General features: G+C 41.1%; 16 protein-coding genes and 1 other annotated feature. Of the genes, 4 read left to right on the top strand and 12 right to left on the bottom strand.

What is annotated here, in order from left to right; translation table 11 throughout:
• Positions 1–3: 3 nt before the first annotated feature.
• From NST65_RS13820 to NST65_RS13840, 5 genes are all read right to left on the bottom strand, one after another.
• Positions 4–864 carry a carbohydrate ABC transporter permease gene (locus tag NST65_RS13820; protein WP_087976618.1) on the bottom strand — a complete coding sequence of 287 codons (861 nt, stop codon included), beginning with the start codon at positions 862–864 and terminating at the stop codon, positions 4–6.
• 219 nt (positions 865–1,083) lie between these two features.
• On the bottom strand, positions 1,084–1,836 hold the full coding sequence (locus tag NST65_RS13825) for an NAD(P)-dependent oxidoreductase (RefSeq protein ID WP_211043055.1): 753 nt from the start codon (positions 1,834–1,836) through the stop codon (positions 1,084–1,086).
• A gap of 47 nt (positions 1,837–1,883) precedes the next feature.
• Positions 1,884–2,786, bottom strand: coding sequence for a dienelactone hydrolase family protein (locus NST65_RS13830; protein ID WP_065214496.1), 903 nt, complete (start codon positions 2,784–2,786; stop codon positions 1,884–1,886).
• Between the two features lie 130 nt (positions 2,787–2,916).
• Positions 2,917–5,331 (bottom strand): leucine--tRNA ligase, encoded by a 2,415-nt coding sequence (leuS, locus tag NST65_RS13835; RefSeq protein ID WP_211043051.1) that lies wholly within the window; start codon positions 5,329–5,331, stop codon positions 2,917–2,919.
• Positions 5,332–5,428: 97 nt separating this feature from the next.
• Positions 5,429–5,650: a binding site (T-box leader), on the bottom strand.
• A 102-nt stretch (positions 5,651–5,752) separates the two neighbouring features.
• A complete protein-coding gene (locus tag NST65_RS13840; RefSeq protein ID WP_008343006.1) occupies positions 5,753–6,082 on the bottom strand; it encodes a DUF4257 domain-containing protein in 330 nt (109 codons plus the stop codon).
• Between the two features lie 422 nt (positions 6,083–6,504).
• Between NST65_RS13840 and NST65_RS13845 the strand changes: the two genes are divergently transcribed.
• Both NST65_RS13845 and NST65_RS13850 read left to right on the top strand, forming a co-directional pair.
• Positions 6,505–7,308, top strand: a complete 804-nt coding sequence (locus NST65_RS13845; RefSeq protein WP_024426208.1) for an STAS domain-containing protein — start codon at positions 6,505–6,507, stop codon at positions 7,306–7,308.
• 287 nt (positions 7,309–7,595) lie between these two features.
• Complete coding sequence (locus tag NST65_RS13850; RefSeq protein WP_211043049.1) at positions 7,596–8,294, top strand: hypothetical protein; 699 nt, start codon at positions 7,596–7,598, stop codon at positions 8,292–8,294.
• A 65-nt stretch (positions 8,295–8,359) separates the two neighbouring features.
• Here the strand turns inward: NST65_RS13850 and NST65_RS13855 are convergent, their stop codons facing one another.
• The 7 genes from NST65_RS13855 to NST65_RS13885 all read right to left on the bottom strand — a co-directional run bounded on the left by NST65_RS13855 (position 8,360) and on the right by NST65_RS13885 (position 13,237).
• A complete protein-coding gene (locus NST65_RS13855) occupies positions 8,360–9,670 on the bottom strand; it encodes an ABC transporter permease (protein WP_024424896.1) in 1,311 nt (436 codons plus the stop codon).
• Positions 9,660–10,358, bottom strand: coding sequence for an ABC transporter ATP-binding protein (locus NST65_RS13860; RefSeq protein WP_024424897.1), 699 nt, complete (start codon positions 10,356–10,358; stop codon positions 9,660–9,662). The genes NST65_RS13855 and NST65_RS13860 overlap by 11 nt, the downstream gene beginning before the upstream one ends.
• 21 nt (positions 10,359–10,379) lie before the next feature.
• Positions 10,380–11,366 carry an ABC transporter permease subunit gene (locus tag NST65_RS13865; RefSeq protein ID WP_111926265.1) on the bottom strand — a complete coding sequence of 329 codons (987 nt, stop codon included), beginning with the start codon at positions 11,364–11,366 and terminating at the stop codon, positions 10,380–10,382.
• On the bottom strand, positions 11,360–12,238 hold the full coding sequence (locus tag NST65_RS13870; protein WP_034279440.1) for an ABC transporter ATP-binding protein: 879 nt from the start codon (positions 12,236–12,238) through the stop codon (positions 11,360–11,362). Before NST65_RS13870 ends, NST65_RS13865 begins: the two co-directional genes overlap by 7 nt.
• Positions 12,231–12,623 (bottom strand): GntR family transcriptional regulator, encoded by a 393-nt coding sequence (locus NST65_RS13875; RefSeq protein ID WP_024426212.1) that lies wholly within the window; start codon positions 12,621–12,623, stop codon positions 12,231–12,233. Before NST65_RS13875 ends, NST65_RS13870 begins: the two co-directional genes overlap by 8 nt.
• 17 nt (positions 12,624–12,640) lie before the next feature.
• Positions 12,641–12,820 (bottom strand): hypothetical protein, encoded by a 180-nt coding sequence (locus NST65_RS13880; protein ID WP_024426213.1) that lies wholly within the window; start codon positions 12,818–12,820, stop codon positions 12,641–12,643.
• A gap of 141 nt (positions 12,821–12,961) precedes the next feature.
• Positions 12,962–13,237: a YtzC family protein gene (locus NST65_RS13885; protein WP_024426214.1), complete on the bottom strand. Its 276-nt coding sequence runs from the start codon at positions 13,235–13,237 to the stop codon at positions 12,962–12,964.
• A gap of 152 nt (positions 13,238–13,389) precedes the next feature.
• Here NST65_RS13885 and NST65_RS13890 point away from each other — a divergent pair, with 152 nt between their 5' ends.
• Complete coding sequence (locus tag NST65_RS13890) at positions 13,390–14,355, top strand: TIGR01212 family radical SAM protein (protein WP_017358356.1); 966 nt, start codon at positions 13,390–13,392, stop codon at positions 14,353–14,355.
• Positions 14,352–14,924: a class I SAM-dependent methyltransferase gene (locus NST65_RS13895; protein WP_024426215.1), complete on the top strand. Its 573-nt coding sequence runs from the start codon at positions 14,352–14,354 to the stop codon at positions 14,922–14,924. The genes NST65_RS13890 and NST65_RS13895 overlap by 4 nt, the downstream gene beginning before the upstream one ends.
• Positions 14,925–15,006 lie beyond the last annotated feature (82 nt).

Genomic DNA, 15,006 nt, shown 5'->3' on the forward strand with positions numbered 1-15,006 from the left:
TTTTTAACCCTTTACAGAACCTAGTAATGCCCCTTTGTTGAAATGCTTTTGAATAAATGGATAGACAAGCAGAACCGGAATGGTTGCCACAACGATCACAGCCATTTTAATCGTCTGGTCTGGCGGTGGTGTGGATGAGCCCATATCCGACATATCTCCCTGCATTCCGCTTGAGACAATGACAATCTGTCTCAGCAGCACCTGAATCGGCCACTTCACTGAATCATTTAAATACAGAATGGCAGTCATATACGTATTCCAATACGTCACGGCATAAAAAAGTGAAATGGTTGCAATGGCTGGCAAAGAAAGTGGCAGCACAATTTTAAAGAAAATCCCTAAATCGTTACAGCCGTCCATCTTCGCTGATTCCTCAAGACTTGCCGGTATGTTTTGAAAAAAGTTTTTCAAAATGATTAAATTGAACGCATTGATTGCAACCGGTAGAATAAGTGACCAATACGTATCAAGCAGACCAAGTGTTTTCACCACAATAAACGTCGGAATCATCCCTCCGCTAAACAGCATGGTGAAAACAACGAGAAACATCAGTGTTCTTCGGCCTTTTAGCTCCTGGCGAGACAGCCCGTATGCCATAAGCGAGGACAAAAACATGCTGACAGCTGTTCCAACGAGCGTCACAAGAATGGACACAATGAGGCTGCGATACACAATATCTGTAGAAAAAATATACCGATATGCCTCTAAAGAAAACGTCGTCGGGAACAAGATAAACTTCTTCGTGATGACCTCTTCTACTGTTGCAAAAGAGGCGGCAATGACATGGATGAACGGAAGCACACATATTAATGCGAACATGAGTAGAAAAGAGTAATTAAATAAATTGAACAATCGGCCTTTAATAGAACGATCTATGTTCATCACGCCCTTTCTTTGAAAGCGTTATCATTTCATCTGAAAGTAAGCTGCAGCCTGTGACGATATCGTGATTAAAATGTAACAAACGGGGGAAGAAAGCGTCTATAATCATTTTGACAGACCAACTGGATAGATCATATCAGCCGTGCTTTTATGCTCATGAAACAAAAGAATAAGATCATTAGCTCATGACATGATTATGCCCTATGCTTGATCATCGTCTCCGAGGATCTCCGTCGTATTGACATCTGGTTCATAGCCTAACTCCTGCTTCGTTTTCTCAATAGACCACGGCTTTTCTTCATTCTCTGATACAGCATAATAGGTCCCAAAGGGAATATCTGATTCAATCGCTGCCTTTATCATACCTGCAAGATCCTCGTGTGACAGCAGAGTTCTTTTTGTTCTTTGCTTTTTGTGCAATGCCGTCATCTCATCTGTTACAACTGTTCCAATTCTTAAATTGATGACAGACATTCCCGATTGATCGTGGAACAAACGTCCCAGCTGTTCGGAAGCAAACTTTAATATGCCATAGACATTTTTAGTCGCAGGCACATCGTCAGTTGTAATCTGCCGCCCAAGTAAGGAGCGTCCATCCTCTTCATAACGATCCGTCACATGGTTGCTGCTTGCAAAAATGACTTTTCGTATGCCATGCCGCGCGGCTGAACGAAACATATAATAGGTACTCCTCCAAAAAATATCAGTCATTTTTGCAAATTCTTCATGATCCATCACATCATGCGTCATGTCCATGTTTAGAAGATGCAAGATGACATCTGTATCCCGCGGAATTGCCTCATATACATTCTGTTCATTCGCTGCATCGGCTAAAATGACTCCTTCTACACAGCTCGTTAGATCAATAATCGTGACGCTGTACTCATCAGAGAGCGCTTTTGTTAAAAGACGTCCAATCACACCGCATCCGCCAATGATGGTGATTTTTTTCATTTAGTCTCCTCCTTTCTTTTGACGTAGTATGTCCAAGTGTTTCTTGATTACAGCCACTTTTTCAAAAATCGTGTCGCCTCGTGACGCATAGCGGCTGTTTCAAAATGACCTGCATGAAGACGGGTAAGCTGATATCGTTCTTTCAATGAAGCAGCTTCATAGGTTTGACTCAATACCTTTTGAATCCTTCCAACGCCTTCAGCAGGCGTGAGCTGATCAAGTTTTCCAACTAAGCTTAAATGCGGTCTTGGAAAAATCATTTCTTGAATGTCCGCTGCTGTAAAATGCTTCGCCAAGCTCGGTACATAGTAATAAAAGCCATGTCTGTCCAAATTGTTCGTTTCAATTAATGTATGATGGTCCACCTGTGCACAAAGATCAATACACACACTGACCCTCTCATCAAGTGCAGCCGTCCACCAGGAAAGAAGACCGCCCATTGACATCCCAAAGACAGCTAACCTGTCCGCCAGCACATCAGATCGAGACAGCAAATAATCAATCGCACACATACTTTCATACAGCATCATGCCCCACATCACTTTTCCTGTTAAAAGCATTTCCTTAAAAATTTCACTTTCTGTTCTTCCTCTTCTCTCACCGAACCCTGCATGATCAATGGCCAGTACACTATATCCTTTTGACGTAAACTCTTTTGCATATGAAGGCTCTTGCAAATAATGGGCACCCTTTAACAACTCTTCCTTCCCATTCACGTAATTCCCGCCATGAGAGTGCTGGAACAGCACAACGGGTCTTTTTTTCACTGTATCCTTCGGTTTCACGAAATAAGCAGGGACTTCCTCTACACCATTCATGGAGAGAATGAGTGTTTCCACTACATATGATTCACGTTCCTCCATTTTTAACGTATAAGCCTCCACGCGATGACGTTCTGGCATTTCTCCTAACAGACTGAGCAGTTGTTCACGTTTGCTTTTCTTTTCCATTGACGTCACTCCTCATTTTCTTGGTCACCTGTTAAAATACGAGACCGATGCGGGAATCACCTTGTTTTCGACAAAATTATGTCCCGGGAAATAAAGAACACCCACCGGTTTATACCGATGGGTGTCATCATTAGTTCGCAACAATATTGACAAGCTTCCCAGGAACCGCAATCACTTTACGAATGGTCTTCCCTTCAAGCTGTTCTTTTACGCGTGCATCATTTTTCGCGAGTTCTTCTAACTGCTCCCTTGTTGCATCAGCAGGAACGGTTAATTTTGCTTTTACTTTACCGTTAAGCTGTACGACAATTTCTACTTCATCGTCGACAAGTTTTGACTCATCATATTGAGGCCATGCTTCATAAGAAATAGATCCTTCATGACCAAGTTTATTCCAAAGCTCTTCTGCTAAATGCGGTGCAATTGGAGAAAGAAGCTTTACAAAGCCTTCTGCATATTCTTTCGGCAGTGTATCAGCTTTATAGGCATCGTTGATAAACACCATTAATTGTGAAATGCCTGTATTGAAACGCAAGCCTTCATAATGATCCGTTACCTTCATGACTGTTTCATGATAGCTGCGTTCTAATGCGCCGCCAGATTGCTCTGTCACTTTATCACTGAGTGAGCCATCTTCATTTGTAAAGAGACGCCATACACGATCAAGGAAACGACGAGCGCCATCAAGTCCTGTTTCAGACCAAGCAATTGACGCATCTAAAGGTCCCATGAACATTTCATAAAGTCGTAATGTATCCGCACCATGAGATTCTACGATATCATCCGGGTTGACCACATTTCCTTTTGATTTACTCATTTTTTCATTGTTTTCCCCAAGAATCATACCTTGATTGAACAATTTCATGAAAGGTTCTTTTGTTGGAACAACACCGATATCATACAAGAACTTATGCCAGAAGCGTGCATATAGAAGATGCAGTACAGCGTGTTCTGCTCCGCCGATATACACATCAACTGGAAGCCATTTTTTCAGCTTCTCAGGAGAGGCAAGCTCTTCTGTGTTATGAGGATCAATATAACGTAAGAAATACCAGCAGCTGCCTGCCCATTGCGGCATTGTATTCGTTTCGCGGCGGCCTTTTTTACCTGTAACAGGATCTACAACCTCAACCCAGTCTTTAATATTGGCTAATGGTGATTCACCTGTACCACTTGGCTTAATCTCTGTCGTCTTAGGCAAGATCAGTGGAAGCTCTTCTTCTGAAACAGCTGAAGATGTTCCGTCCTCCCAATGAATGATTGGAATCGGCTCACCCCAGTAGCGCTGACGGCTGAACAGCCAGTCTCTTAAACGATATGTGACTTTCTTTTCACCTTTTTGATGTTCTTCAAGCCATGCAATCGCTTTTTCAATCGCTTCTTCTTTTCCTAAGCCATTTAGGAAATCAGAGTTAATGTGCTTTCCATCACCTGTGTAGGCTTCTTTTTCAATGTCTCCGCCTTCTACAACTTCTTTAATTGGAAGATCAAAGGTTTTGGCGAATTCATAGTCACGTTCATCATGGGCAGGAACCGCCATAATGGCTCCAGTTCCATAAGTCGCCAGCACGTAATCGGCAATCCAGATCGGCATCTTTTCACCATTTAAAGGATTGATGGCATACGCTCCTGTGAAAATACCTGTCTTCGTTTTAGCAAGATCTGTCCGCTCTAAGTCACTCTTTGATTGAATCTCTTTGATATACGCTTCGACAGCTTCTTTTTGAGCATCTGATGTAATTTTTTCAACAAGTGCATGCTCTGGTGCAAGCACTGCATATGTTGCGCCAAATAGTGTATCAGGACGCGTTGTGAAAACCGTAAACTGTTCGTCATGTCCTTCTACTTCAAAATGAACGTGCGCACCTTCAGAGCGTCCGATCCAGTTACGCTGCATATCTTTGATGCTTTCAGGCCAATCAATGTCCTCTAAATCTTCTAACAGCCTGTCCGCATATGCTGTAATCTTTAGCATCCACTGCTTCATAGGACGTCTTTCAACAGGATGCCCTCCGCGTTCACTTTTTCCATCAATGACTTCTTCATTTGCAAGCACTGTGCCAAGCGCTGGGCACCAGTTCACTGGTACTTCATCGATATAGGCCAATCCTTTTTCGTACAATTTTAAGAAAATCCATTGTGTCCATTTGTAGTAATTCGGATCTGTCGTGTTGATTTCTCGATCCCAATCATACGAGAACCCTAGTGATTGAATTTGGCGGCGGAAGTTATTGATGTTCTCTTCTGTAAAAGCCGCCGGATCATTTCCTGTATCAAGTGCATACTGTTCTGCTGGGAGACCAAATGCGTCCCATCCCATTGGATGAAGAACATCATATCCCTGCATGCGTTTCATGCGTGATAAAATATCCGTTGCTGTATAGCCCTCAGGGTGCCCGACATGAAGCCCTGCTCCTGATGGATATGGAAACATATCAAGTGCATAAAACTTCGGTTTATCTTCCGAGTCAGATGTGGCGAATGTTTTATGTGTCAGCCAATAATCCTGCCACTTCTTTTCAATTTCCCGATGCTGAAAACTCAATGTGAAAACCTCCTTTAATATGTACGGCTTTATCTGCTTAGATGACCACTGCAAGAATTCAGATTTTTCTAAAATCAACAAAAAACCCTCATCCCTGGAAAGGGACGAGAGATTTTTTGGTTCCCGCGGTACCACCCTTGTTAGCGTAACATGCTGTTCGTACGCTCACTTAATATCTTTAACGCAGACATGCGACAGAAGCTTTAACGCAACTGCAACTCTGAGGCGAGTTCAGAAGCAGATTTGATTGACTTTCACCAGCCGTCAATTCTCTAAAGACAAATACTGCTTTCCTACTACTCCTCTTCACTGTTCTTATCGTAACCGTCATCTAAGTAGTATTTTATAGAATTATGATCATAAGTGCAAGCAGGTTTGTATACAATGGGAATGTACCCTAGACTAGGGTAAAGTGAGGATATTATTCGTGTGGAGATCGGTTATGACGGTTGGAGCCTGCATCCTGTGAACGTTCTTCTCTCACAAAATCGAAGCTTCGCAGAACTGCTTCTCCTCCGTAACCTGAAATAATGGATAAGATGATCAAGTGCAGACTAGATTCGGGATTTGAGGATAAGACAAGCAGTGTAGCGGCAATCATCCCAACGAGCCAATCTTCAATAAACCCTAAGTAAATAAACTTTTTTGTCATTCTGGGCTTCTCTAGCCTGCCTTTTTTCTTTACGTGACCGAGAATGCCCATGACCCCTCCAATGGCGCAAGCAATAATGACTTGTTGCAGCATTTTCATCACCTTCCTAAAGCCCTTAGAATAGTAAAGCGACTTCAGGCTGTCCAGCCCCCTGTAATGCCATTCTGCTGTTCCGTCATAATCCATGTAAAAGGTCTATTCTCTCTAACGAAGAAAAAAAGCTTGTTTCTTCCATTATATGTGAATGACCTAAAAACAATCTTGATGCATTGGAATCATTTTTACCTAATCCATATTAACTATTTTTGTCATTTTATGAATGATGAGTAATTGATTCCTTCTTTTTCTAATGAAAAGTCTCCTTACTTACTCTATTCTAATGGAGGACAAACTATGATGACAAATTTAACAAAGCGTTTGCAATCGTTGAAACAGAACATATGTTATGTTACGTTTAAAAGGATTCATTTGATTGAAAAGACAACCATTTGATATGTCTTATAGCAGCAAAGGAGGGTAATATGGTCAGCTCGAACATTTTCGGCTTGCAAAAACAGCTTGAACTCATCAAAAAAGCGCTGGATCATGCGCGGATCGGTGTTGTCATTACAGACCCTTCCTTAGAGGATAACCCTATCGTTTATGTGAATCACGGCTTTACACAAATGACTGGATACAAACCAGATGAAATTCTTGGTCGTAATTGTCGATTCCTTCAAGGAAAAGACACGGATCAAAAGCAGCTTGCTTTAATTCGTCATGGAATTCAAAACAAAACACCTATTACTACACAGCTAAAAAATTATAAAAAAGACGGCACTTTTTTTTGGAATGAACTCAATATAGATCCTCTATACATTGAACAAGATGACAAAACATTTTTCATTGGTTTTCAAAAGGATATTACGAAACAGAAAGAATATGAACAGCTCCTAGAAGATTCCTTACAGGAAGTCACCTCTCTTTCGACGCCAATCGTCCCAATCAAAAATGGTGTATCTGCTCTTCCGCTTATCGGAAAATTATCTGAAGAACGCTTTGATGCTATTGTCGCTAAGTTAACCTGTATATTAGATGATTCAAAGGATGATTATTTAATTGTCGACCTTTCTGGTTTAATCGAAGTCGATGATTCCGTCGCAGCACGTATTTTCAAACTGCATCATCTTCTCAATCTAACTGGAACCGAACTGATCATCACTGGGATTAAGCCGCAGCTTGCGCTGAAAATGAAAGACCTCGATACAGATTTCCAGAATACGATCACTTATTTGACAGTAAAAGAAGCCATAAAAGGATTACCATTAGCTGAAAACCCTGTGTAAACAGGGTTTTTCAGATTGTTGACAAAGGGCTAAAATGATCTTTATTTTAGCCCTTTGTCTTCTATTCAGCGTGATAGAAAACCTTTGCAGTCTAGGAAGGGCGAGCACCGGAGCGGAGCGAATTCGACATTCGTGAGCACCGGAGCGCAGACCTGACAACCAATGCGAGGGTTTGTCTACACGCTGGAAAACCCTGTGTAAACAGGTTTTTTTTAATTGAACCGCTCCCCAAAATGGAAAAATGAGGTATGATAGGTGTAAATAGCAATTTAGGGGGGCTGTTAGATATGCTGTTACTCATATTGGGTCTTTTATGTGTTTGTTTTGCCATCGGATATGCTGTTAATTTCTTCTTACTTAAACACCAGAACGAGCTGATTTTTTCAAAGAAACTTTTTTATCCTTTTTTGATCATTGGTCTCTTCTTTTCCATTATGTCATTACCGCTTACTGCTGGAAATGCGCCAAAGGCACAAGCCGATCCATCTTCCGAACAGCTGTTAAAGGATCAAAAGGAACTCTCATCTGACATTTCGCGCTTAACAGCTGATAAAGAGTCGCTTACCTCCTCTTTAGAAGACGCGGAGAAGGAAAAAGAAAAGCTGGAAAAAAAGCTAGAAACCATCATCTCAGAAAAAGAAACGGTCAAACAGCAAGAAAAGACCATTCAATCGCTTGAAGAGAAAATAGACAAGCTCACCTCCAGCAATGAAACACTCAAACAAGAAATCAAGAATAGTACCAACGATACGAGTTCTTCCACCGTCCAGCGCTCCGCACCTAAAGATGAAGGAAAAAGCACAGGCGGTCATGAATCACAAAAGGAAACAAAAAAAGAATCGGCTGCCTGTAACATTAAAGGGAGTGTCAACGGTATTTACCACACACCAAGCAGCAGATACTACTCTAGAACAAAGAATATAACCAAAATGTTCTGCTCTGTTGAAGAGGCAGAGCGTGCCGGATACAGGGCACCTAAGCAATAGCGATGTTTAATTAAGATAAAAAAGAACCTCCTGAGCGCCCAATCGGGTTTACAGGAGGTTCTTTTTTAGATTTCTCTTCTTAAAGCTGCTAATACATTCGTTTTTGTTGCCTTACGTGCCGGGTTAAGCCCTGAAATGATCGCTACTCCTGCGCTGATCACTGTCGCTGTAATGACAAGGCTGAGCGGAATATAGGAAAAAGTAATCGAGAATTGATCGCTTGATCCTCCCTCAGACATGGACGACAAAATGGCTGGGATGATTAAATTAACGGCGAAACTAATCAAATATGAGATGATAATACCGATGATTGATCCGATGACTCCAATATAAGCACTTTCCATTAGGAACATCCGCTTGATAATGGATGGATTCGCGCCAATGGCTTTCATAATCCCAATCTCTTGTGTTCGCTCTGTTACCGCCATGGTCATCGTATTGAAAATTCCGATGGCAGAAATAATGACTGCAATACATCCGACAAAAATGAGTCCAATTTTGAAGACCGTAAAGAACATATCCATTCCTTCAAGCTGGTTCGTCACAGAGATGACTTGATAGCCCTCATCTGTCAGTTTATTCGTGAGCGTACCGACATTGTCGAATTTATCTGCATAAACAGAGGTCATTTTCTCGACATTTCCTGCTTCAGGAGACAGGTCGAGTATTTGACCAAATTCTTTTTCATAAGCATTCGGAATCAGAATTTTATGATCCTCCTGCCACTCCAAATTCGGCTTTTTCAAAACGCCTACTACACGGAAATCAAATGTTTTTTCTTTAACGACTTCCCCTTCTTCATTTAGTTTTGGCACTTTGATTTGAATCACTTTATTTAAAATATCCTTCGTGTAGCCTTTTGGCTCCTTCGGTGTTTCTTCCCCATTTGACGTCTGGTTTAATTCTTTTTCATAGGCTTCGCGTTCTTTTTTTGTCCACAGTTGCTGCGCCATATGATACCCAACCACAATTTCGTTCGCTGATGTTGGGACTTTTCCTCGGTCTAGTTCAAGCCCTGCTTCTTTTTCTTCTTTCATATCAGTCAAAGCAGCCTGCGTTTCACTTGAACGGTTATCGAGCTCGACGTTAACCGAAGGATTGATTGCCGTTCTTGAGACGACAGATTTCACATGATCATATTTCTTTAAATCATCAATCTTAACGTCTCCTTTTTCTTTTCCTAACACTTTAATTTCTGTGATGATTTGCTGCTTCATAATTTCATCTTGAGCTGATTTTTGCAAACCAAAACCGACAGACGCTAGAACGATTAAGAAAGAGCATGCCATTGTCGTCGCAAGAATGGTCATAAACACACGCAATCTATTTTTCTTCATATTTCTTCTAATGAATTTGACCTGATCTCTAAATTTCAATGGATTGTTCCCCTTTCTTTAATACACCGTCGTGAAGCTGGAACGTTGTGTCTGCGATTGAAGCGACTTCATCGTCATGTGTAATGATGACAAATGTAATTCCTTTTTCGCGATTGAGCTGCTGGATAAAGGCTAAAATTTCTCCTTCAGTTTCTGAATCCAGACTGCCTGTTGGTTCATCTGCTAAAATAATTGATGGATTTAAAATCAAGGCTCTTGCAATACTCACACGCTGCTGCTGTCCGCCTGACAGCTCATTTGGGTAATGTCCTGCGTGATGTTCAAGTCCTACTCGTTTCAGCATTTCTTTTACTTTCGCCTTTCGTTCAGACGGCTTCACCCCTTTTAAAGTGAGCGGAAGTTCAACATTCTCATACGTTGTTAAGCTCCCGATCAACTGAAAGCTTTGAAAGATAAAGCCAAAGTGATCTAAGCGAAAGTCTGCCCATTCTTTTTCATTAAAGCCAGTCACATCGGTACCATCAATGACAATTTTTCCGCTCGTTGGCGTAATATAGCCTGATATTAAGTTCAATAAAGTCGATTTCCCCGAACCACTTCGTCCAACAATACAAGCAATATCGCCTCTTTTGATGGACAGGTCAATCCCTTTCAGCACAGGAATTTCATTTTCCCTGCCCTTTTTACCAATTTTAAATACATGATCTAATGCTTGAATCTGAATCATCTCTACTCCCCTGCTCTCTGTTTATCTTTTTCGATAGATTAAGAAATAACTCGTTAGTGCGCCCACAGCTCCACCGATGAGCATGCCAACGATATAACCAAATATGGAATTATCTGAAGAAAAACCAAACCATCCAAACCCTAGAACACCGAAGACAATGACCATAATCTGAATAGGTCTATTCAGATTTGAATAAAGAAAGAAGCGGCCATTTCGTTCAATTGGATGTTTTATAAAGCTAATTAAGCCAATTAGATAAAACAGAACCACCATGACAATAGGTATAATGATTTTTTCGCCTGAGAACCAAAGAGGATAATCAGATTGGAAAGAATCATTTATAATATAAGTGATTGGAGATATAGGCGATATCAAATGAGCCAAGCTCTTATCTACCCAGCTCCCACTTGTCTTTATAATAAAATCTAAATGAACAATCGGTAATCCGATCACTAAAAAAGGTAAAATAGCTGTGCTGAACCCAACAATTGCTTGCGAAATGGAACTTCCGGTTAAAGTACCCGCTGCAAAAAATAAACTATAAAACATCAAGGAGGACACAAGCGAAATGATATAAACGCTATGAAAGCCAGGTGTCTCTAGTGGGTTAAGTCCTAAAATAAGTAAATAAGTAAGAACATAAGAAACGGCATGAGCGACTGCTATGATTCCAGCACCTAAGAAAAACTTTGTGTGATAGATTGTACTTCTGCTAAATGGCAAGGATAAGGTAAAATCCATCTGCCCTTTATTTCTCTCAAATCCAAGCTGCATGACAGCAAAGAAAATTCCCATTAGCCATGAAAGGGAGAGGAAAGGATCCGTCTTAAAGATATAAGAAAAACGTGGTGCATCCGTAATACATTCTGTATCGTTTAGGCACGTTTGAAAAGACGAATATTCCATTAAGAATGCAAAGGGCGTCGCAAGCGCAGCAACAATCATCACTAAAATGAATGTCAGCTCTGATTGCTTCCACTCCTTATATAATAATTGCCGCTTTACCATCTGCGTTTCCCTCCAAACTTCGCAATGAATACTTCTTCTAAATTCACAGGCAGTTCATGCCATACTTTTGGCTTCAGTGACTTCAAGTACTCTTTAGCTTCTTCGTCGGTTTTTAGAACAAGCGCTGTATAGAAAACGCCCGCTTGATCCAAAATCGCAACGCCATTTTTTCGAATACTTAAATTCACATCTTCTTCAAAAGCCATTTGGATTTTGACATAGTCATTCTTTAATTCATCTAAATCCATGACACTTGTGAGCTGATTTCCTTCTAAAAATCCAATTCGATTACACATGCGTTCAATGTCCTCTAAGCGGTGAGATGTAATTAAAATCGTTGTTTGTCGTTCTGCCACCTCGTCAATCATCAGCTGAAGAACGTCATTTCTTGTGACGGCATCAATTCCATCAGTTGGCTCATCTAATAAAATGACAGCTGGTTTGATGGCAAAGCTTAAAATTAATGACAGCTGCTTCTTTAACCCTGTCGACAATTCACGATACTTTACCTTTTCCGGAATTTCATAGCGGTTCACAAGCTCATTTGCATAGGTCACATCAAACTTTGGATATATATGCTTTAACAGCTGGACAAGCTGTCCGTAATTGTATCTGTCAAAGTAAGGATTCACGACCGGCATGAATACAATATTTTGCTTTACTAAAGGGTGGTCTTTCACCAGTACGTCTTTAAAATAAATCTCTCCTTCATCTGGAAGAAGAATTTGCTGAATCAATCTGAGAAGTGTTGTTTTCCCAGAGCCATTCCGGCCAAGCAGACCGAAGATCTCACCTTCGCCTATTTTGAAGGAAACGTCGCTGAGTACTTCGCGTCCATTTAATTTCTTTGATACATTTCTAACCTCAATCAACTTGTTTTCCTCCTTTTAGACTTGAGCCGATCTCTTCCAGCCATTCCTTGAGCTGATGAATATCAATACCAGCATGATGAGCTTCTATGATGAGTTGTCTTAACTGTTCTTTCATCTGGAGCACCTTCCCTTCATTCAGCTTTAACTGAGCACCTTCTGTTACATACGTACCGCGGCCCCGCAGAGTTTCAATAATCCCTTCCCGCTCTAGCTCTTTATACGCTTTACTGACGGTGTTTGGGTTGGCAATGATAATGGTGGCGAGCTCTCTGACAGAGGGCAGTTTGTCACCTGGCTTCATCACGCCTTTTAAACATAAAATTTTGAGCTGCTCAATGATTTGTTCATATATTGGCGCAGCGCTTCTTGGATCTATTTGAATCATGATGACTCCCTCTTTCCTCATTCATGCTTTTGCAGTCCTATCGCTTGTTCATGTCCTTGCATTAAAGGAACTGAATTGGGTATCAAATCTTTTTGAACTTCAAAACCAATGAAAACAAGAACGAAAAAAAATGTACATGCTAACGCAACAGCCAGCACCATCCACTTCAAATTAATTGGGTTTTTTTCTTTTTTCATGGTTGAACACCTTTCTTCACTTTAAGTGTCTGTAGTGTATTAGTTGATGTAGTACACTTAATACAATATAGACACCCAGCATAAAAGTCAATAACTTATTAAGAAAATAAAAAACAGACCCTTAAAAGAAGGATCTGTTCATCATTCATTATCGTAAGAAATCCCTAAAATCATTTGATTTTGTAAGCTCTGAATTTGAACACGTGCCCTGTCTAATCGTTCTCTTTGCTGGTCATTGGCGACATCTTTTAATTTTTCTAATTCGTTGACCGTATTCTCAAGCATGAGCTGTGCTTTAGAAAACTCTTCCTCATTATAATGTTCCTGACGTGAACTCAAATCAAATTGTTCACTTGCAAACTCAAGGGTTTCCGTACTTTTTTGAATAAATTCATCAATCGACTGCCTTGTTGCCATCTTACATTCCCTCCATTTCATCATCGCTCCCGCCTATTTTGCCCATGTAAAGCTTTTTCACTAAAGAAAATGTTGGACAGATTCAATTGTCCTCCTTCGTGATTTTTGTTAAACTTTAAGGATGCCTATTATTATGCAAGGAGGTTACTGACTTGGATCAGCATAACCCTTTTTTATATTCAAACAGCGAAAAACGTTATCACACGTGGAACTACCATTTGCGTGAACACTTTGGTCATAAAGTATTTAAAGTAGCCTTAGACGGCGGCTTTGACTGCCCAAACCGTGATGGTACTGTAGCCCACGGCGGCTGTACATTTTGCAGTGCCGCTGGATCTGGTGATTTTGCAGGAAACCGGGCTGATGATCTCATCACTCAATTTAACGAAATCAAAGACCGGATGCATACAAAATGGAAAGACGGAAAATACATGGCGTATTTCCAGGCGTATACAAACACACACGCGCCGCTTCCTGTCCTAAAAGAAAAATATGAAACCGTCATGAATCTGGATGGTGTCGTAGGTCTATCCATTGCAACAAGACCTGACTGTCTGCCGGATGACGTAGTGGAGTATTTAGCCGAATTAAACGAACGCACTTACCTATGGGTAGAGCTTGGTCTTCAAACGGTACACGAACGGACAGCTATGCTCATTAACCGTGCTCATGATTATGAATGCTACGTTGAAGGTGTAGAAAAACTGAGAAAACACGGAATTCGTGTCTGCTCACATATCATCAATGGATTGCCTCTTGAAAACCGAGACATGATGATGGAAACAGCAAAAGCTGTTGCGGATTTAGATGTGCAGGGAATTAAAATTCATTTGCTTCACCTTTTAAAAGGGACTCCAATGGTCAAGCAATATGAAAAAGGAAAGCTTGAGTTTTTAAGCCAGGAGGAATATGTTCAGCTTGTTTGTGATCAGCTGGAGATTCTGCCGCCAGAAATGATTATTCACCGTATTACAGGGGACGGCCCAATTGAATTAATGGTTGGTCCAATGTGGAGTGTTAACAAGTGGGAAGTGCTCAATGCCATTAATGCTGAGCTCGAAAGACGTAACAGCTACCAAGGGAAACGTTTCGTCAGATTGGAAGAAGCAGCTAAATGATTTTGAAACGCATGCTTCCTTTTAGTAAAGAGCTGTTAGAACGCGCTTGTCAAAAAGGCGACATCGTCATAGATGCAACAATGGGAAACGGCCATGATACACTCTATTTAGCGGACCTTGTAGGAACTGAAGGACAAGTGTTTGCATTCGACGTGCAAGAGGAAGCCTTGCAGCAGACAAGCAAAAGGCTTGGCGGTCAATATCCTTACGTTCACCTGATCCATGATGGACATGAAAAACTGGCGGATCATCTTCCGAAGGATGTTTATGGACATATATCTGGTGCAGTGTTTAACCTTGGGTATCTGCCAGGAGGCGATAAAGCCGTCACCACTCAGGCTCATACAACCATTGAAGCCATCAAGCAGCTCCTCGAATGGCTCAAACCCGGAGGACTGATCGTCCTTGTGATCTACCATGGACATCCCGAAGGTAAAAGAGAAAAAGAAGTGCTTCTCGACTATTGCAGATCACTCCCTCATGAAGAGGTACAAGTTTTATCATATCAATACATGAATATTCAAAACGACCCGCCTTTTGTGGTCGCCATTGAAAAAAAGCTAAAATGATGTGCATTTTAGCTTTTTTCTTCTTTTCAGCGTGATAGAAAACCTTTGCAGTCTAGGAACGGGCGAGCACCGGAACGGAGCG

The sequence above is a fragment of the Bacillus sp. FSL P4-0248 genome (assembly GCF_038593305.1).
GTDB lineage: Bacteria > Bacillota > Bacilli > Bacillales > Bacillaceae > Bacillus > Bacillus safensis.